This is a genomic window from Marinilabiliales bacterium, from assembly GCA_007695015.1.
Lineage (GTDB): Bacteria > Bacteroidota > Bacteroidia > Bacteroidales > PUMT01 > PXAP01.
In genome coordinates this window covers 25013-44950 of the sequence record REEN01000047.1, presented here as the reverse complement: position 1 = coordinate 44950, position 19938 = coordinate 25013, and the positions used below count along the sequence as shown (strand labels likewise).

General features: G+C 48.1%; 19 protein-coding genes. 4 read left to right on the top strand and 15 right to left on the bottom strand.

From position 1 onward, the window contains the following. Position 1 precedes the first annotated feature (1 nt). From EA408_05315 to EA408_05270, 10 genes are all read right to left on the bottom strand, one after another. A complete protein-coding gene (locus tag EA408_05315; GenBank protein ID TVR73259.1) occupies positions 2 to 448 on the bottom strand; it encodes a 50S ribosomal protein L9 in 447 nt (148 codons plus the stop codon). Between the two features lie 18 nt (positions 449 to 466). Beyond that, positions 467 to 736 (bottom strand): 30S ribosomal protein S18, encoded by a 270-nt coding sequence (gene rpsR, locus EA408_05310; protein ID TVR73258.1) that lies wholly within the window; start codon positions 734 to 736, stop codon positions 467 to 469. Between the two features lie 3 nt (positions 737 to 739). Further along, positions 740 to 1093 carry a 30S ribosomal protein S6 gene (locus EA408_05305; GenBank protein ID TVR73257.1) on the bottom strand — a complete coding sequence of 118 codons (354 nt, stop codon included), beginning with the start codon at positions 1091 to 1093 and terminating at the stop codon, positions 740 to 742. A gap of 332 nt (positions 1094 to 1425) precedes the next feature. Next, positions 1426 to 2712 carry a hypothetical protein gene (locus EA408_05300; GenBank protein TVR73256.1) on the bottom strand — a complete coding sequence of 429 codons (1287 nt, stop codon included), beginning with the start codon at positions 2710 to 2712 and terminating at the stop codon, positions 1426 to 1428. Next, complete coding sequence (locus tag EA408_05295) at positions 2709 to 3827, bottom strand: hypothetical protein (protein ID TVR73255.1); 1119 nt, start codon at positions 3825 to 3827, stop codon at positions 2709 to 2711. The genes EA408_05300 and EA408_05295 overlap by 4 nt, the downstream gene beginning before the upstream one ends. Further along, positions 3817 to 5022 (bottom strand): CoA transferase, encoded by a 1206-nt coding sequence (locus EA408_05290; GenBank protein TVR73254.1) that lies wholly within the window; start codon positions 5020 to 5022, stop codon positions 3817 to 3819. Before EA408_05290 ends, EA408_05295 begins: the two co-directional genes overlap by 11 nt. Positions 5023 to 5035: 13 nt before the next feature. Beyond that, complete coding sequence (locus EA408_05285; GenBank protein ID TVR73253.1) at positions 5036 to 6463, bottom strand: sodium:solute symporter family protein; 1428 nt, start codon at positions 6461 to 6463, stop codon at positions 5036 to 5038. Between the two features lie 215 nt (positions 6464 to 6678). After that, entirely contained in the window at positions 6679 to 9612 is a 2934-nt protein-coding gene (locus tag EA408_05280) for an FAD-binding oxidoreductase (protein ID TVR73277.1), read from the bottom strand. Between the two features lie 29 nt (positions 9613 to 9641). Then, positions 9642 to 10358, bottom strand: coding sequence for a hypothetical protein (locus EA408_05275; protein TVR73252.1), 717 nt, complete (start codon positions 10356 to 10358; stop codon positions 9642 to 9644). 85 nt (positions 10359 to 10443) lie between these two features. After that, a complete protein-coding gene (locus EA408_05270; protein ID TVR73251.1) occupies positions 10444 to 11562 on the bottom strand; it encodes an AI-2E family transporter in 1119 nt (372 codons plus the stop codon). 268 nt (positions 11563 to 11830) lie between these two features. Between EA408_05270 and EA408_05265 the strand changes: the two genes are divergently transcribed. From EA408_05265 to EA408_05250, 4 genes are all read left to right on the top strand, one after another. Next, a complete protein-coding gene (locus EA408_05265; GenBank protein ID TVR73276.1) occupies positions 11831 to 13162 on the top strand; it encodes a twin-arginine translocation signal domain-containing protein in 1332 nt (443 codons plus the stop codon). A gap of 14 nt (positions 13163 to 13176) precedes the next feature. Next, positions 13177 to 14031 (top strand): sugar phosphate isomerase/epimerase, encoded by an 855-nt coding sequence (locus tag EA408_05260; GenBank protein ID TVR73250.1) that lies wholly within the window; start codon positions 13177 to 13179, stop codon positions 14029 to 14031. A 226-nt stretch (positions 14032 to 14257) separates the two neighbouring features. Next, positions 14258 to 14569 carry a hypothetical protein gene (locus tag EA408_05255; protein TVR73249.1) on the top strand — a complete coding sequence of 104 codons (312 nt, stop codon included), beginning with the start codon at positions 14258 to 14260 and terminating at the stop codon, positions 14567 to 14569. A gap of 6 nt (positions 14570 to 14575) precedes the next feature. After that, on the top strand, positions 14576 to 15370 hold the full coding sequence (locus EA408_05250) for a bacteriocin (GenBank protein TVR73248.1): 795 nt from the start codon (positions 14576 to 14578) through the stop codon (positions 15368 to 15370). A gap of 76 nt (positions 15371 to 15446) precedes the next feature. Here EA408_05250 and EA408_05245 read toward each other — a convergent pair whose 3' ends face one another. From EA408_05245 to EA408_05225, 5 genes are all read right to left on the bottom strand, one after another. Continuing rightward, the gene (locus EA408_05245; GenBank protein TVR73247.1) at positions 15447 to 16379 is read right to left on the bottom strand and encodes a glycosyltransferase family 2 protein; all 933 of its coding nucleotides are present in this window, start codon (positions 16377 to 16379) and stop codon (positions 15447 to 15449) included. A gap of 35 nt (positions 16380 to 16414) precedes the next feature. Further along, the gene (locus EA408_05240) at positions 16415 to 16831 is read right to left on the bottom strand and encodes a hypothetical protein (protein ID TVR73246.1); all 417 of its coding nucleotides are present in this window, start codon (positions 16829 to 16831) and stop codon (positions 16415 to 16417) included. Positions 16832 to 16991: 160 nt separating this feature from the next. Next, positions 16992 to 17450 carry a V-type ATP synthase subunit K gene (locus EA408_05235; GenBank protein ID TVR73245.1) on the bottom strand — a complete coding sequence of 153 codons (459 nt, stop codon included), beginning with the start codon at positions 17448 to 17450 and terminating at the stop codon, positions 16992 to 16994. A gap of 35 nt (positions 17451 to 17485) precedes the next feature. Continuing rightward, entirely contained in the window at positions 17486 to 19303 is a 1818-nt protein-coding gene (locus tag EA408_05230) for a hypothetical protein (GenBank protein ID TVR73244.1), read from the bottom strand. Continuing rightward, the gene (locus EA408_05225) at positions 19300 to 19905 is read right to left on the bottom strand and encodes a V-type ATP synthase subunit D (protein ID TVR73243.1); all 606 of its coding nucleotides are present in this window, start codon (positions 19903 to 19905) and stop codon (positions 19300 to 19302) included. Before EA408_05225 ends, EA408_05230 begins: the two co-directional genes overlap by 4 nt. Positions 19906 to 19938: the final 33 nt, after the last annotated feature.

The following is a 19938-nucleotide window of genomic DNA, read 5'->3' as shown; positions in this document are numbered from 1 at the left end:
GCTATTCTGAAACAATCTCAAACTCCACCTCTACCTTGACCTCCTTGTGAAGCTTAATAGTGGCGGTGTAGGTGCCGACCTCCTTGACCAGGTCTTCCTTTATGGAGATCTGCTTCCGGTCAATCTCAAAACCGAGCTCACTGAGCTTTTCTGCGATCTGAATAGTGTTAACCGAGCCGAAGATCTTGCCCTTGGTGCTGGTTTTCGCACCGATTGTAAGCTTTGTTCCCTCTATCTTATCACGGAATGCTTCTGCTTCCTCAAGTATTTTTGCCGCCTTGTGAGCCCTCTGCCTCTGGTTTTCTTCATGCATCTTTCGGGCTGAGGGAGTAGCAACAACAGCAATACCTCTGGGTATCAAAAAATTCCTGGCATATCCGTCCTTTACTGTAACTATGTCATCGGCATAACCAAGATTCTCTATATCCTGCTTAAGTATAATATCCATTTTCGGTCCTCCAATTATTTATTTAAACAAATCCGTTACATAAGGCAGCAATGCAAGGTGCCGGGCACGTTTTACCGCTGTTGACACCTTACGCTGGTACTTAAGCGATGTACCGGTTATCCGGCGGGGAAGTATTTTACCCTGCTCGTTGAGGAACTTCTTCAGGAACTCGGGATCCTTGTAGTCAACATACTTTATCTTGTTCTTCCTGAAACGGCAATATTTCTTCTTTTTGATCTCTACCGTTGGAGGGGTGAGATATCTGATTTCTGATTGATTTTGTGCCATGGCTTATTCCTCCTTCTTTACTTCCTTGTTAGCAATTGAACGTCTTTTCTCACTATACACGATCGCATACTTGTCCATGCGAAAAGTGAGAAACCTCAGAAAGCGCTCATCACGCTTATATTCGGTCTCAAGCTTTGCGACAAGCTCTCCGGGCGCCCTGAACTCAAAATGGTTGTAAAAGCCCGTGGATTTGTTTTTGATGGGATAGGCCAGTTTCCTCAATCCCCAGTCCTCATGGTGGACTATCTCTCCTCCGTTGTCAGTGATAATTTTCCTGACTTTTTCAACCGCTTCCTTCATCTGACTTTCAGACAAAACGGGAGTAATAATGAAAACGGTTTCATACTGATTTAACATAATGATTTATTAGTTAATAATTTAGTTTAACCGCCCCCTGATTATGGGAAGGGGGACTAAGTCCTGATAAAACAGGCTGCAAAAGTAATAACTTTTTCCCTTATCTCAAAAGTTTTTTTACTGATACTCCGGACAATCAGCGCTGATCTATTTCGGCGCATCAACTGTGAACACATTGACGGCACAACACCTATGCCCGGAATGGCAGCGCAGTACCGGTACCCGGAATGACCCCGGGACACCTGTGTCCGGGTTAATACCAATACATCTGTACGCGGACTTAGGGTATTGCAACTGCTTGATGTATTTTTGCCGTCATAACAAACATAAATTCAGGGAGTTCCTGTGGCTGCCCGGCCGGTGGCCAGCTCCATCATTTTGTCGACCGGAACTGTGGCCGGCAAACCACTCTCAAGAGCAATGCTGCGAATAACCTCCGGCTGCAGGATGCCTGTGTCTGCAGCCATCCTGAACAGTGCAAACAGTATCGCATTCCTTGCACCGATAGAACGGAAATCTTGAGCAACCACCACTGCTCCCGTTGGCGGGCACTCAAGCGAACTGTCAATAAAGAGGCTGCCCCTTTTCATAGCTTCCACTCTCCTCCTGCAGTGCTCAAGTCCGTCATCAGAAGTGACCACCACCATATCGGGTATGTCAATGCCGTGGTACATTACCGTCCGGGGTGAAATGATAAGCTCGGCTGTGGAAAACCCAACACCTACAGTCACCGGGTAGCTGCCCTTCTGTGTAACGTGGTATCCCAAGCTTACAGCAGCGGCAGCAAGAATGCCGGCGGCAAGTTGAACACCCTCGCCGGCCGAGCCACTTAAAATAACAGAAACGGCATTACCTGGCGGCACATTATTACCTGGGGCAATAGTCTTAAGCTCACTCAGAAGGTCTTCGCTCTTCTTACCCTGCTCAATCATAAACGGCTTCCTGTCGTTTACCCATCTCCCGGGCAGCCTTCCCGAGTCCTCCATGATCTCTCTGAGTTTCTTTCCGGGATTGAGCCTTACACCGTAACTGGGACAAATTTCAACGACCTCGATCAGCGAGAACCCGCCAGTTTCAAATGCCTCCTGCAGTATACCGGAAATATCACCCACGCCGGCTACCCGGCCTGAAAATGCAGCACCCGAAGTGTGTGCAAGGGCACAAAGGTCGTAGCCTGACCAGGGATTCCCCTCAGACGATGTGGTTGTTTTAAAGCCGCAGGGAGTAAGTCCGCTTGTTTGTCCCCCCGTCATCCCGTAAAGCATGTTGTTATGCACCACCACGGTCATGTCCAGGTTCAGCCTGGCGGCCTCAAGTATATGCTGCAGTCCGATAGTGCTGCCGCCGTCACCTATGAATACAATGATCTTATTCCCCTTTTCCCCTGTTCCCATAGCGATACCTGCGCCAAGGGCAACAGACCTGCCATGGAGGCCGTGAACAGTGTGAGTATTGAGGCAGCCATCAATAATACCGTGACAACCTATATCTGTAACCACCGTCACATCCAGGGCCTCAAGTCCCATACGCTCCAGTGCCTTAGCCGTATTCTTTGCTATAAGGTCATGTCCGCACCCTTTGCAGTAGGGCAGATCTTTTCTCCTCAGTATTGTGCTCATAACAGTACCTCCCTGGTTATTTCGCCGGGAGCAATCATCTTTCCTAACGCACCAACAGTGCGAACCCTTTCAGGCAGTTTCTCTCCAAACATAAGCCTGGCAAACTGGGCATTGATATTCTCCTCGGTTATTACTACCCTTTCATATTTACCTGTAATCACGTAATAGATATCCGGCAATGGCAGCAATGTGCCTGCGACAAGAAGCGACACGTTTTTTCCGCTTTCGCGGATACCGCTTACAGCTTCCCTGGCAGCAGCAGCGGTTATTCCGTAGGACACAACGAGTGTGGCGGCATCATCCTGGCTATCATATTGGTAACAGGTATAGCTTTCCAGATGATGCTTCGCCTTATCCTCAAGTCTCCTGGTATTGGCCAGGGCCTCACTGGTGGAATGACGCAGTATCCCTTCCCTGTCATGAGTGGAGGCATTGAGCCGGACCTGCCGGCTCCCGTTGGCCACGGGAAGGAACGCCGGGATCCCGTCCTTTCCCGGTTCGTAGGTTTTGTATTCAGTACCACCGGGAGAATGCCTTTCAAAGGGGGAAATATCATCCAGCAGTGACAGATCGAAACTTCTGCGGGTCATCATCTCCTCCTTTGAGGTAAGGAATATCACAGGGGTGCGGAGGCGGACCGCAGTATGTACTGCTTCTGCAGCAAGATTCCAGGTATCCTTAAAGCCGTCACCACACAGCACCGGCACCTGGTGGCCTCCCGATATCATCCCCCTCAGCAGCGCCAGGTCTCCCTGCGCCCCGCATGTGGCTGTCCCCGTTGCCGGTCCCAGTCGCTGGACAAGCACGATTACCATGGGCAATTCCATCATAAAAGCCATATTTACCGATTCTATCATCAGTGCAAACCCGGGAAATGATGTTGCCGTAACCGGGATCCTGCCGGCTGCTGCAAGACCCGACATCCACTGCAGGGTTGTTATTTCATCGGGGGCGGGAAGCATCAGGGGCAGGCGCCGGCCTGCATACTGGTACAGCAGGTTCGCCGGTGTAATGGGATAACCTATGAAAGCATCGGCCCCTGCCCGGGCCATCGCTTCGGTTACAAGACGGCTGCCGTCAATGATAACCATCTGACTGTCATTCTTAACTTGCATATATCACATTGTTTTTCAGGAGTTCATCAATCCTGTCCCCGGAATATCCCAGCAGGTTTGTCAGTATCTGTTTGCTGTGTTCACCATAGTGCGGAGGCGGCAGAAGATTTCTGGCGACCTCTATCCGGTCTGATGAAAAAGCAACTGAGCTGACCCCCTTTATCGATCCTGAGTTGAATGGCGCCTCAATCAGCATCGAGGCTGCTTCGGGCGTTTCAAAAACCTCTTTCATGTTAAACACCCCGCCCGCAGGTACACGCCTGCTCTCCAGCAGCTCAAGTATCTCTTTTCTTTCATACCCGCCAATGAGTTCCTGGAGCACCCTCTTGAGCTCTTCACTGTTGACAACCCTGTTGTAATTCTTAACAAACCTCTCATCATAAGCCATCTCCGGTCTCCCCAGCAAACGGCACAGCTCACCGAACTGTTTGTCGGTGCCTACCGCAAGCACTATCTCTTTTCCGTCTGCAGTTGAAAAGATGGTACCGTATGGCACTATGTTTGGATGGTCCGACCCCATCCTCCGGGGTATCGACCGGCCCACCAGCCAGTTTGTGGCCTGGTTTGCCAGTGATGCAACGCCCGATCTGAGCAGCGAAGCCTCTATAAACTGTCCCCCGCCTCCCCTTTCACGTGAAAGCAGGGCAAGAAGTATGGCCTCCTTCATCTGGTGAGCCGCCAGCACATCCATCAGCGCAACCGGCATCTTGGTCGGGTTACCACCGGGCTCACCGTTCATATAGGTAAAACCGCTCTCAGCCTGTATGATGGCATCATAACCCGCCCTTGGATTATCCGGGCCGTATCCCGTCACATGCGCGTAGATTAGTTTTTCGTTAAGGGCCTTAAGCGAGTTATAGTCCACCTTCAGCTTTTCGGCGTCGCCGGGCTTGTAGCTGGAAAGAAGGATATCGCTTTTGCGAACCAGCCGGTTGACAATCTCCAGTCCGTCGCCGGTGCTCATGTCAACGGCGAGGGACTGCTTCCCCCAGTTAACGCATGAAAAGTAGCTTGATATATCGGTATCCGGGTTCTCCACCGGAAGCTTCCAGTGCCTGGTCACGTCACCGCACGACTTTACGTTCTCAACCTTGATCACCGTGGCGCCCATCTCGGCCAGGAACAATCCCACGCTGGGTCCGGCCAGCACGTTGGCAAGTTCGGTAACCATAATACCCTTTAGCGGAGTTTCCATACTAAATATCTTTTTAATGGGATCCTGATCTTCTGAGCTTTTCCCTGATGTTTCCGGCTATAATGAACAGTATTGCCGAGCCCACACCTACAAAGGTCTCTTCTATCCTGAACCAGCCCAATTTATTGCCGGCAACTGCAAGGAGCACAGCCGCCGTACCTCCGGCAAAAGCCCATCTCACCCCTTCAGAGCTTATCCAGCCCCTGCGGTAAATACCAAGTATTATCACTATGGCACCTATGGCCCTTATTGCGTAGGATACATATGCAGCATCAAGTATTGCACCGTGAATGAATATCGCCATGGGAATAGTTACGAAGTTGACCAGGATGACCAGCCTTCGTGCCGTGGCAACTATCTTCTGGTCCACCGCCGTCTTGTTTATAAGGCTGTGGTAGATATCCTTGGTGGCTATGGTGACCACCGCGAAGTTTACAGGACCCACCGTTGAGAGAATGGCAGCCAGTATGCCCGCCAGTGCCAGTCCCCCGAAAAACGGGTGGATAAACTCCTCGGTTGTCATCAGGGTTGGAAGCACCATCTTCGGATTTGTAACGGCTTCAGCATCTATAAAGTAGCCTGTCAGGGCAATAAGGCCGAGCAGTGCCACCATGATCCCGAAAGGGGCAATTATAAGGCTCGAAAGGATTGCAGAATTCCTTGCCGTTTTAACATTGCGTGCTGCAAATATGGGCTGGATGCTTGCCTGGCCGGCCATACCGCCCAGCACTCCGCCGACTATAAGCGACATGGCATACGACATGCCCCCGCTGAAGGGATTGTACCAGTTGGCCGGCGACCCCAGCTCCACAAGACGCAGGGAAAGAGCTTCGAAGCCATTAATCTTGTCCAGCCCCACAACAAGAGCAATACCTGTTCCGATGAACATAGCCGCTACGTGTATGATCCCTGTGATAGCCAGCGCGTGCATACCGCCAACATAGGTGTAGGCTGTTATCACTATCGACGATATAAGCACAGCATTGGTCCAGCTTATGTCGAAAAGGGGGCCAAGGACACTTGCACAGGTCTGCAGCTGCACATATGAAAGGGTTATATAGGCTGCAAGGAATGCTACTGCCGAAACACTCCTTGTACGCTTGCCGAAAAGACTCTCAAGCATCTCGCTTACCGTATGTACGTTCTTCTCACGGTAATACCGGGCAACGGTAAACCCTATGATGATCATGCCAAAGGCAGTGGATATATTGTAGAGTACAGGCTGCATCGTGCCCGAAGTAAAGGCTTTTTCACTGACCCCGATGGTGCTCATGCCGCCAAGCCACTCCGATGCTACCACTACCGCACATGCTATCAGTCCCAGATTCCTTCCGGCCACCAGGAAATCGGCGGCAGACCTGCTTGCAATACGCTTGGTGAAAAGCGAAACAAGTATGATGAACAGGAAATAGCTTAATATTACCGTCAGATAAATGTTCATCCGTACAAATCAGGTTTATCAAATAAAGAATCGATGAATTATGTTTAGTATACTATCGGTATTCAGTGCCTTGAACGTATGAAACCCGCATGGTTTGTACAGGTTATTTTTTCTGCCTAAGGCTATTGCGGGTTCCATCTGTTTGTAATAGGTCCGTGACAAGGGAAACGTTACACAAAGCTAACATTTGACTTTTTATTACAACAAGATAAAAGTCAGGTTTCCGGCGACTGTATCAGTGCGTCATACATGATCTCAACGGGGTGAAGGGCCTTCCTGCCGGTTCCGTCGGTTATGTGGTGCCTGCAACTCGTGCCGGGTGCAGCGATCAGGGTGCCGGGTGAAGCTGCCCTTACTTCGGGAAAGAGCACCAGCTCGCCTACTTTCACTGAGAGTTCATAATGCTCCTTCTCATACCCGAATGATCCCGCCATGCCGCAGCATCCCGAAGGGATCTCCCTCACCCTGTAATTTTCAGGCAGGGAAAGCATCCTGATCGTCGGGGCGGTTGAAGCCACCGCCTTCTGCTGGCAATGGCCGTGCAGAAGCACTTCCGCCGGCTCCCGGGTAAACTGTCCGGGTGTTATCTTTCCTATGTCGGACTCAGATGCAATGAATTCATCAATCATGAACACTGATCCGGCCAGCTTTTTGGCCCTGTCGGCATACTCCCGGCCGGTGAGGTCGGGATATTCATCCCTGAAGGTGAGAATTGCTGAAGGTTCTATACCTATAATCGCAACATAATTGACCGATATGCCAGAAAAAAGCTCAATGTTCTTTTGTGCGATCTTCCTGGCCCTGCGCAGGAAACCCTTGGAGATGAATGTGCGCCCGCTCACACCATGTTTCATAATGTCAGTACGGTAACCGAGGCGGTCAAGCAGCATAACTGCCCTGATGCCCACATGCACGTCATTGTAACCGGTAAACTCATCTGCAAAAAGAAGCACCCTGCCATTTTGATGATCACCGCCATTAACCATGAACCGGTAACGGCGCATCCAACCCCGGAGGAGGCATGAGTGAAGCAGGGGTATGCTCCTTTCAGGTGCAAACCCGGCAAGAGATTTCACCATTTTAGAAATGAAAGGGTTACTTAAAACAGCATTGAACAGTCCGGGCCATACTGATCCGATCCTGTATATGAGAGTGATGTTGGCAACCAGCCGGGCCCTGAGAGGAGTGCCGTTTTTATCGTACCAGTGTTGCAGGAACTCGGCTTTAAGCTTCGCCATATCAACGTTCGAGGGGCACTCCGACTTACATCCCTTGCATGAGAGACAAAGGTCCAGGATATCATACAGCTCCCTGCTGCTGAACGGGCCACTGCCCGGTGGATTTGTAAGGAATTCCCTCATGAGGTTTGCCCTTGCCCTGGTGGTGGTATATTCATCCCTCGTTGCCATAAAGCTGGGGCACATGGTCCCTCCTGCCTTCTCACTCTTGCGGCAGTCACCCGACCCGTTGCATTGCTCGGTAAAACGGACTATTCCTCCCCAGGGTGAAAAATCAAACAGGGTCTCGTATTCGTTCACCTCCCTCCCGGGAGTATAACGAAGATGGGTGTTCATAGGGGGAGTACCGGTTATCTTGCCCGGGTTGAAAACACCCTGCGGATCCCAGGTTTCCTTAAGCTCGCATAACAGGCTGTAATTATCCTCTCCAAGGACCAGGGGAATGAACTCTCCCCTGAGACGTCCGTCGCCATGCTCGCCGCTGAGGGAGCCGCGGTATTTCCTTACCAGAAGGGCGACATCCCTGCCTATCCTGTAAAAAAGATCGACATCGACGGGGTCTTTCAGGTTCAGTACCGGCCGCATATGAAGCTCTCCCGACCCCACATGAGCATGAAAAACCACCTCCTTGCCGTACTTTTCAAGCAGGGCGCTTACCTCGTCAATATATTCCGGCAACACATCCACTCTCACCGATGTATCCTCGATCAGAGATACCGGCTTTGCATCTCCTTTCATGGTCGACAGCACTCCCAGTCCGGCTTTCCTGAGGTTCCAAACCCTGGGGATGTCCTTACCACTGATCACGGGAAAATGATAGCCGTATCCGGCATCCCTCATCCTCTTCTCCATTGCACTGGCAGCCTGCGTGATCCGGTCATGAGATTCCTCCGCAAATTCGATTATCAGTATGGCAGCCGGATCTCCCTCAATGAAGAAACGGTTCTTCCCCTGCTCAAGATTATCGCGGGTAAGATTCAATATGATGTCATCCATCATCTCGACTGCCCCGGGATTGAACTCAAGAGCCAGCAGGGTCGCCCTCAGCGCTTCCTCACGGGTTTTGAAGTGCGCACATACCAGCGCCTTGCAGGGAGGAGGCAGCGGAACCAGGTTAAGCTTGATCTCAGTTGCAAAGGCAAGGGTGCCCTCAGAGCCTGCCAGCAGGGTGCAGAGGTTAATATCCTTGCCGCCATCGGTAAATGGTGCAGTCTCCAGCAGAAGATCAAGGGCATATCCGGTGTTCCGGCGTGTCACCCGGTGATCGGGGTACCCGTTCCTTATCCGGCCGGCAATGCGGCTGTCACCCAACGTCAGGTCTATATGCCTGTAAATCCTGCTCTCAAGATTTTCTCCATTGCACATGTCCCTGAACTGCTCATTTGTCCTGCTCCCAAATAGGGCAACGCTGCCGTCTGAAAGTACCGCCCTCACCTCCAGGGTATGTTCCCTGGTACTTCCGTAGATAAGCGAATGGGCACCGCACGAATTGTTGCCAAGCATTCCTCCGATGATGCAACGGTTTGAAGTGGATGTTTCGGGACCAAAGAAGAGACCATGGGGACTGATATACTGGTTAAGCTCGTCAAGCACTACACCCGGTTCAACCCTTACCCACCTCTCTTCGGTATTGAGCTCAATTATACGGTTCATATACCTTGACACGTCAGCAACAATACCGTTGCCCACAACCTGGCCGGCCAGGGAAGTGCCGGCTCCCCTTGGTATAACCGGTAAGCCATGCGTCGAGGCAAACCTGACAAGTTTTATGATATCAGCCTCATTCGCCGGAAGGCAAACGGCAGCTGGAAGTTCCCGGTAAACCGAAGCGTCTGTAGCATAAAGCACCCTGGTCACCTTATCGAAAAGAATCTCTCCTGCCAGTTCCCTTTTTAGTGATGAAAAATCAATATCCTCGACAATTTCAGGCACAGAAGATCTCAATCATTAGGCATTGAAAAAACATCATCATCCATGTCCGGATCAATTGTAACTTCATCAACCAGGCTGATCATCTGCAACTGCCCCCCGAGCCGGAACTCTGTCCTGGCGGGGAACATCATGTCGTTAACCCTAATGTATTCAGCGATTCTTGTCTCTCCCTCAAACATTTCACCTCCCGGACTCAGGCTTCGGTTAACAATCTTCGTAATGAGGAATGTTTCCGTATCCAGGTAGTACAGGTAGTTATATTCCTCAGAGATAAAAAGCTCCAGTTTATATACCTCGCGGCCCTCAAAATTTTCAACACCCACCAGGTGCAATTCGCGCCCCCTTCTTCTCCAGTTATACAGGTCGCTGTCAATATCGGCTGTACGGACAACATTCGCCAGTTCATCTTCGTTAAGCTCGCGTGGCTCTTCACTTACCCATGGCTCCAGGGCCCACCCTGTAGTGCCGTCAAAAGCATGGATCACCCTGGTGCCTTCAATATCGATCTCGTTATAGATCTTGTCGGGCCTTTTCTGTATGGTAAAGAAAGGCATCTCCCTTCCCATTTGCACGGCTGTGCCGGAAATCTTCAAGCCGTTCACTTTGCTCAGGTTATGCTGACCTATTGCATCTAAATGGCTTGTAAGAATGTCGTCAAGGTTCTGGGCATTAATAATACCGGAGAAACTGACTGTCAATGCAAATAAAAAAACCAGTGGTTTCATATCAATAATATTTTAGCAACTTGATTAGCAAAACTATATGTTCGGTTCTTACCAGTGTCTGATCTTACCCGGGTTGCATAACCATCTAAAACTTCATCCTTTTCTTGATCTCGGCAAGTAGCTTGTATTCACGCTTCGGTGTGTCTGCATCATTACTGTCGCTTACCTTGCCCAGCAGGAATCCGTAAGGCTCCATACCTTCTATCTCGTCAAATATCACCTTAAGTACCGCCATTCCCGGTATGAACAGTATCATACCGGCAAGTCCCCATATAAAATTCCCTATGAACAGTGCAATTATCGTCATAAGAGGATTCATAGAGACCTTTCCTCCGACGATCTTGGGAGTGAAGATGTTACTTTCCATCAGCTGAATAACATAAAATGCAAGGAACACACCAATGGGATACCATAGAGAGTCCTTTGTCAGCAACGCAAAGAGAATTGGGAGTGTGGCCCCTATGAACGGACCGAGGAAAGGGATAACATTCAGAAAAGCTGCAAAAACGGCAAATAGCATGGCATGACGGATCCCGAGACTGTAAAGGGCTATGCTGTTTAGAACAGCCAGAATGCAGATCACCACAAACATCCCCTTGATATAGTTCTGCACAACTCCCTGAACACTGTTGATCACCCGTGAAACCTTCTCCCTGTAATGATCGGAAAAAGCACGCCGAACAAACTCCACCAGGAACTTCCTGAAATAGAGAAAAAGAAATATGTAAACAGGCATTATGAATATCATGGTTACCGTCCCCGCAGTGGCAATTATGCCCTGTGTAAGGGCATCCATATTCTCATAAACTTGCTGGAAAAGAGTGTCCTTGATGCTGTCAATCGAAATGGGCACAACACCTTCAAAATTGTTAGTAATAAAATCATTGGCAGCCCCTATGATCTCTTCAACCCGGTTTTCCAGCGCACTAAGGTCCCGGGAGAACCCAAGCAACTGGTTATAAAAGAAGTAAACAATACCTGTAATAGCGGCAAGAAGGGCTATCAGGCTGGCTGAAACAGCCAGTATTGATGGGATACCCTTACTCTCCTGCCAGGATGTGAACGGGCTGATAAGTATGGCAAGAAGTCCCGATATTAAAAGAGGTACCAGCACTATCTTGGCCGAACGCATTATAATAACTATCAGCACTATCCCGGCAAGGATAACAACAAGCTTGAAATAAGCCGGAAATTTTACCTGCATTTCTCAATTTTTACCGAGCAGTAACAAAAAACAGTCTCTTCTATCAAACCTTAAAAATAACCTTTTTTTAATTCAAATGTACATTTCCACTGAGTACAGCGAAAATGCTGACTATAAATAATATCAAATGACAGAAGGGGTTTATATCAGTTTTATCCTGTATTGCCAGCACTAAAAAATTGACCGGTTTGTGCTGATAATATACATAAAGGTTGTATTTTTCGGTGCAATTCCATTTACTAACCAAACACCAACCAAATCTTTAACCATGCATCTCAACAGAAGAAATTTCTTACGTAAGACTGCCGCGGCTTCAGCGGGTATCGGACTGGCTGCAGTGATCCCCTCCGGGGTATGGGCCGCCCGGGTTGCCCCGAGCGACAGGATCAATATTGCAGTTATCGGCTGCAGAAACTTTGGCTTCAAGATACTGAGGGACCATCTTGATTATGAAGACACCAGGTGTGTCGCCATGTGTGATGTAGACGAGGGAGTGCTCAACGAGCGTGCTGAAACCATAAGGAAAGAATACAACCAGAAACCGAGGCTCTACGGTGACTTCAGGAAGATGCTGGAGCAAAGTGACATTGATGCGGTAATCATCGGCACCCCCGACCACTGGCACTGCCTGCACATGATATACTGCCTGCAGGCAGGCAAGGACGTATATATTGAGAAACCCCTGGCAAACACCATCGGCGAATGCAATATTATGGTCAGTGCAGCAGACAGATACAACAAGATAGTACAGGTGGGGCAGCAGCAACGCAGCAACCGTGCCTTCAGGGAGAGCATCGGGCTGGTAAGGAATGGTTCACTGGGCAAACTGAGAAAAGTCAAGGTATGGGGCAACTTCAACTACGGACTGGGCACACCCTTCAGGGATGACGAACCCGTACCCGAAGGTGTTGATTACAACATGTGGCTTGGGCCTGCTCCCGAAAGACCCTTCAACAGAAGCCGCTTTCACGGCTCATGGAGGCATTACTGGGATTATGGCGGTGGACTGATGTCGGACTGGGGTGTGCATCTGATCGACATGGGCCTCTGGGTAAATGACCTGATCGATGCACCTGAGGAGGTGATGACCTTTGCAACAAACAACAGCGGACAGCAAAGGCAGCGTGAAACATTTGACACCATGACGGTAGTTTATCCTAAAAAGGATTATGTTATCTCATGGGAGATGACAGCGGGCATTCAAAGCGGGCCCTGGGGTAAATCGTACGGTGTTGCATTTATCTGCGACAACGGCACTGTAATAACCGACAGGCACGGCTACAGGGTCATACCAGAATGGGACGGGGGTACACAAAGTCATAAGGCAAATGCAACAGAGATCTCAGGTATCAGGGAAGCCCATCCCTACCATGTCAGGAATTTCCTTGACTGTATCAAATCAAGGGAAACACCGGTATGTCCCCCTTCAACGGCCAGAGCAGCAGCAATACATGTCCATGTTCCTAATATTGCAGCAAGGACAGGAGAATCATTGCTTGTCTGGGATGATGTTAACTCCCGGTTCACCAACAGCAAAAAGGCAAATGAACTTGTTACTCCTGCATACAGGGCTCCCTGGAAACTGCCCCAAATAACCTGATAAAACATACAACCATGCTTAACAGAAGAAAGTTCATCCAGACTGTTGCTGCCGGCACGGCAGCGGCATTCATACCAAAAACCCTCACTTCCTGCGGGGATGATGTCAGGAAGCTTGAAAACATAGGCTATATAACCGGAATGATCAGAAATGAGGTGAGAGACGGCGACTGGCAGGAGGTCTTTGCAGCAACTGCCGGTATGGGCTACACCGAGATTGAAACAGGCAATTACCTTGGAGACTCGGCTCAATCCTTCCTGAGTTACCTGGGTAGCCTTGGAATGAAGGTGGTGGCAGGCGGTGCCGCTTTTTCGGAAAACATGGACGAGGTGAACAGTTCTCTCGACAGGCTTAACGCCCTTGAGGTTGAATATGCGGTCCTTTACTGGCCATGGTTCGGAGGGGCGCCGCTTTCGCTCGACGACTGCAAGATAAGTGCCGACCTGTTGAACAGGATCGGCGAGATGTGCAGGAGCCGGGGATTAACCCTCTGCTGGCACAATCACGATCTTGAGTTCCATGCCACAAAAGAGGGTGTTATTCCTTTTGACTACCTGATGGATAACACCGACGAGCAACTTGTAAAGTGTGAGCTTGATATTTACTGGACCAAAAAAGGAGGTGCCGATCCGGTTGAAACTCTCAGGAAATACAGGGGCAGGTATCCGCTGCTCCATGTCAAGGACATGGCTCCGGGAGAGGAAGAGACATTTGCCTGCCCCGGAAGCGGCATAATCGATTTCGGCACTGTACTTGCCGAGGCGGTGGATCAGGATATCAGGCACTATTTCGTTGAGAAGGATAATGTGGTTGACGGACTGGCATGCCTGGAATCAGCTGCCACATACCTGAAATCGCTCAGGTTCTGACAACTGTGTAAATCTCATGTGCCGTTACCGGTAAACAGTATCTTTTCGGGTTATGAGGTAGACTTTATAATTATTTTGCTTTTAAATCCATAAAACCCTCATGGGTTGTTCATGTTGTTTTGTGTTACATCGCATCATGAGAGTTTCCTGATCTGAGTATTTGGTGTTGCGCCGGCTATTCTGTATTTTTATGTTTTGTTAGAATGTTGAACAAAAAACTATAAAAATGTCAAATTATCATGAACCTGTAGAAGAGCTCAGTCCCCGCGACAGGGATTTTTCAAGGGCGCTGAACAGCCTCAAGGAAGAGGTTGAGGCAGTGGACTGGTATCACCAGCGCGTTGTTACAACCAAAGATGATGAGCTAAAAGATATTCTAATACACAACAGGGATGAGGAGATCGAGCATGCCTGTAAAACCATCGAATGGCTGCGGAAAAACATGCCTGTGTGGGACGACGAACTAAGAAAACAACTTTTTAAGGAGGACGGCAAAGAAGAGGATCCGTCTGACCTTGGAATAGGAAAAATAAAATAAATCGCTATGGACATATTAAAACAATCACTGGCCCCGCTTTCTGATGAAGCATGGCAGGAAATAAAATCGGCAGCAAAACAGATACTCAGCTCTCATCTTTCAGCACGAAGGTTCGCTTCAATAAGCGGGCCGATGGGATGGGACTATGCTGCAGTGCCCACCGGAAGACTCGATATTCCAGGAGGACAGGATAAAAAAGGCGTTGTTTATGGAATTCATAAAGTGCAGCCCCTTATAGAACCACGAATAAGCTTTAAACTTAACATATGGGAACTGGACAACCTGGCCAGGGGAGCCAGGGATGCAGATCTTGATCAGCTGGAAGAGGCAGCGGTCAAGCTGGCTGAGTTTGAGGAGAAGACTGTCTACTACGGAATCAAAAATGCATCAGTCACCGGTCTCAAAGATGTAAATTCTTCAGAAAAGCTGCAGTTGCCGGGCAGTATAGAAGGCCTGCTCTCAACAGTTTCGGAGGGCATCACAAAGATGATGGATGCATCAGTCACCGGTCCATGGACACTTGTAGTCAGTCCCGCGCTATGGAAGCAGATTTCTTCACATTTCAAAGGATATCCACTTAAGCTTCAGCTGGAGAAACTATTGGGAGGTCCGGTAATTATGGGCCATTTCATTGAAGAGGCATTCCTTGTACCCTCCGCTGCAGAGGATATCAACCTGGTGATTGGGCAGGATATCTCAATAGGTTATGAATCGCATAACGAAAAAGAGGTCCGGTTATTCCTCACCGAATCGTTTACCCTGAGGGTTAATGATCCGGCATCGGTAATAATGATAGGATAATGTTAGAGAGCTATACAACAGAGTTTGAAGCAAGACCACATCCACATGTGAAGTAGCAGGTTAAAATACGGCTGTTTTAACCACTGACCCCCGGAGTTGTTTTCGGGGGTCCTGTTTTTCCCATCAGCAGGTGGAGCAAACCAAGCTTGTACAGGTCAAACAGGTAGAGTGATGAAACCCGGCGGCAAAGCATGATCCTCAAAGCCGGCCGCAACAACATCAGAATATACCCGGCAAGTATGCCCGCAATATTCTTTCTCATGCCGAAGTATACGCTCAATATCCTGACCGTATTAATAAAGCCGGTGTCCTGGCCGGTATACTGAATAATGCTTACCAGGTTTGCAATACCCCTGTCGGTTTTTTCAATGAATGCCGAATTGGTTTCAACACACGAGTGCATCAGGGGATTGTCAATGTGCCTTATGTGCAGACCAAGCTTCCCAAGATTATATGCAAAAAGTGTATCCTCGTACCCGTACTGGGTTATCCTCTCATCAAATTTTACGGAATCAAAAACCTCTCTCCTTATCAGAAAATTATTGGTCATAAAATAGCGAACCGGACTTTTCTGGCGGACTGCTGCAGGTATACTTTCTCTTTCCCTGCCAAAATTCCACCGGAGCCTTTCCCCGGGTGAAGGCAGGTTCTTGTCGTATATCCTGCCCCCGCAGATAACAGGTGCATCACTCCCTGATATTTCATCAATGTAGTTTTTCAGGAATTCGCCGGAAATGATTTCTGAATCACAATCCAGGAAGAGAAGCAGGTCATACCTGGCATATTGTGTAAACATATTACGTATACGCGAGCGTCCCACATTGGCTTCCAGCTTAATATAACTGTGCCTGCTGCAGGGTGCCTCATTCAGATTCCTTAAAGCTTTGGGTGAATGGTCATCTATTATTACCAATTCACAGGGAACACCGCAACTATCTGCCTGTAATTCAAGATCCCGGACCAGCCTCCCAACTTTGTAATTATAAACAGGTATGCAAATGGATATCATAGGGCAAATTGGTAAGGGGCCATTCCTGTAGTCTGTCAGTTTGTTGTAAAGGTAAGCTGGTTCCCGTAAGCCGTACCTGAGCCGGTAGTGACGTAAGCCCTAATATAATAAGTGGTGCCGGGCATAAGAAGTGTTATGGTGCTTTTAAACTCTGCCTCATACCTGCTTGCTTCTATTATCTCCTCCAGGCCGGTTCCGGGAGCTATGTTATCTTCAACCGTTGGATTGGGAGTTGTATTGTAGCATACACCAAATTCCACCAGGTCAAGCTTCCTGTTGGCAACAATTACGCCTCCGGTTTCAGCTGTTCTCCATACAATAACAGGTTCAACAGTGTCCAGACTCCTTATAGCGACCAGGTCATCCTTCTCACAACCAGCCATTACAAATAAAAAGGCAGCTAAGGCCAGGAAGGTCATTGTAAAGGTGTGCAGTTTAAATCTGCTTGACATTATTATTTCAGGCATATCTGTAAAAAGATGTAATTTCATCTGTGTTGCAATATAACCCTTATTAAAGATTTTTCAAAGATGTCACTTTAAAATAGCCTTAAAACAGAACCCGCCCTGCATTAAAGCATGGCGGGTCCCTGTATTGATCTGGTTCCGGCGCCTAGAGGATAGCTCCGCTAACCAGGAAGGTAGCAGCAAAAGCAATAATTGCATACAGTTCAGGGAAAACACCAAGGATAAGTGTATTTCCGAAAACATTATATCCTGCTCCAATTGCGGCTATACCGTTGGCACAAACCTGACCCTGACGGATACCCGAAATCAGCCCAACGATACCAAGTCCGAGTCCTGCACCAAAAACAGTTGCGGCGGAGTAAAAAGTCATATCATCTGGCAGATAACCGGTATATCCGGTCAGAACGAAATAACCCATAAACCCGTAAAGTCCCTGAGTTCCGGGTAACGCACTAAGCACCATATAAGTACCAAATGCATCCTGATTCTTTTTTAATGCACCAATGGAAGCACTGCCGCCCATAGATACACCAATGGCACTTCCTGATCCGGCAAGGCCAATCATTAATCCAATGCCAATGTAAGCTAAAATAATCGGTTCCATAATAAATAAAGATTAAGTGTAAGTAATTGTATTATCTAATTAGTTTTTCTAAAAGGACTATATTTTATACCCCCGCCAGTAAAACCGGCATTCTTGTAAAACTCAACAAAAGTAAGGCGTAAGGGGTGTACAAACGAACCAAGCCCTGACATGAAAAGATTTATGCCGTGACCGAAGGCAAGAATAAAGACCATTATAATAATGCTTATCACGGGAATATTTCCACTCATTGACACCGCCATGGTATTAAAAACAAGTCCGAGTATGGCACTGGATATTCCAAGGGCGAAAAGACGAATGTAAGAAAGCAGGTCTCCCAGCAGGCCTGTGGCCATATTATAGGTATTCCAAAGCCCCAGCCCGAAATTGGTAAGCATATTCCTGTAAAGATTATTCAAAAACAGTATCATAATCCCGCTCACCACAAGAATGGTATACATAACAGGCATTAGCCTTTCCATCGAAATTCCGGTGGCAACGCTTACCAGGTATAAAAGCAGACTTCCGAGTATAAGTGTCAGCCATCCATAAGTACCAACTGCGAATTTCCAGCCAAACTGGATTGTTTCATTTGCGGCTTTCAGGATCATGCCAAAAATGATTTGAACAGCACCAAGAACTATGGCAAGGTAGAACAAAATCATATTGATATCGGTTCCCCTTTCGGCAAGCATTGCCGAAAGGTCGCGGTACACCGGCAGGTTGGTTTCATACAGGAGAATACCAAAGAAGACGCCGCTTATTATTCCAAAGAGTATTGTTGCCATGCCCAGATAAGACACCAGTACAGCAAGTGGCTTAAATTCTTTCCGGACTTTGAATCTGGCAATTATAGCGGCAGTCACAAGTAATATACCATAGCCGGCGTCGCCCAGGCAGAAACCAAAGAACAGGGCATAGAAGGGAGCAAAAAATGGCGTGACATCAAGTTCTTTATAATCGGGCAGCGTATAGAGTTCTCCTATTTTTTCAAACTTCTGGGAGAATTTATTGTTAATCAGTTTAACGGGAATCTTTTCTCCTTCGGCCGGTTCCGACGTTATACAGGCAACTCCTGAATTTTCAATAAAGTGGTTAACTTTATCAACCTTCTCCTGCGGCACCCATCCTTCAAGTATCATAAGCTTATCATCTGCTTCCCTGGATGTGTTGTGATTAGCCTTTTCATATTCAAGCTCCTGGATGAGCTCATTTTTGTAATCTTCAAGTGCATCCAGATCCATCCTGGCCATCTCTTCATACCTTCTTTCAATTACCCCGATCTCCTCCTTCACCCCGTCCTTCTCTTTGCAAAGGCTTGCCAGCGAACGGCCTGACGGTATAAACTCCTCGGCGGGAATACTGACGTCCTCACCTTCCCTCGTAATCACGACAAAATGTTTTTGTCCTCCATGAACGTTTATCTCCTCGATCGTATACTGCTCCTTCCACTCCTGTTCAAACTTCCGTACAGGACAAACAAAGAACCTGATGATTACACCTTCCTTCCTGAGTTTGTCAATCATATCAGGCGAGAAGTTACCCCAGGGGAAGAGTTCATGTATCTCCTTTCTGAGTGAGTTCAACTTGTTCATAACTCCTTCTGACTGGCTCCGCAACTCAACAATCTCTTCAAAAACATCCTTTCCATAAAGGTGACCGCCGATAACAGGGTGATCTTTTTCCCTTACTTTCAGAAATTGGATAGCCTTATCGACTCTATCGATATACTGGTATTTTTCCCTTATTTCTTCGCTGACATCAAGATCCCTTTCCTTGATATGCACTACACCCAGTTCACACAAGTCATCAAGAAAATCTTCGTATTCCCTGTGATAGATCAGAAATGAATATTTGATCATTGGTGATATCATATCTGTGCCTCCTCTGCTTTCTGTTGACGGGTTTTTACTATTTTCTGGGATGACTTGTCAAGGTTTTCCTCATCCTCCAGGAACCGCTTGATCTTCAGTATAGCCTCCTCATAACCGGGTATCTGAACCTTCTCATAAAGGTTTACTTTCTGGGTTGTCTTTTTTCTGGCATGGTCAAGAAGCTTCATCTTCCTGTAGAAAAATTCCTTTTCAATTGCCACCTGGGCAAGCTCTTTAAGTATCTTTATTCCGTCAAAGTACCAGTCCGGTTTATTTATCAGGCTGAAGTCGGCTATTTCGAAAATAATGTCATCAAGCACCGGAGTCCTTACCCCTGCTATCTTTTTGACAGATACTTCAACATCCTTTATAGTTATCAGTCCGGGATCAAACTCTGACCATAGCCGGGTCATGTAATCGTAAGCCTTGATCTTTTCATCCAGCTTATTTTCCAGAATTGCGGCCTCATCCTTCGCCTTTTTCACCTCCATTCTCAACGCCGTTTCCTTGTTTTTTATGGTAGGCAGGGCTCTTACCCGGACCTGGAGCTGCTTGTTAAGATCCTGCAGAGAGGTTTTGTTATATTGAAATTTTATGGCCATGCAATCGGTATTTTCAGTTCAATAATCCGCTAA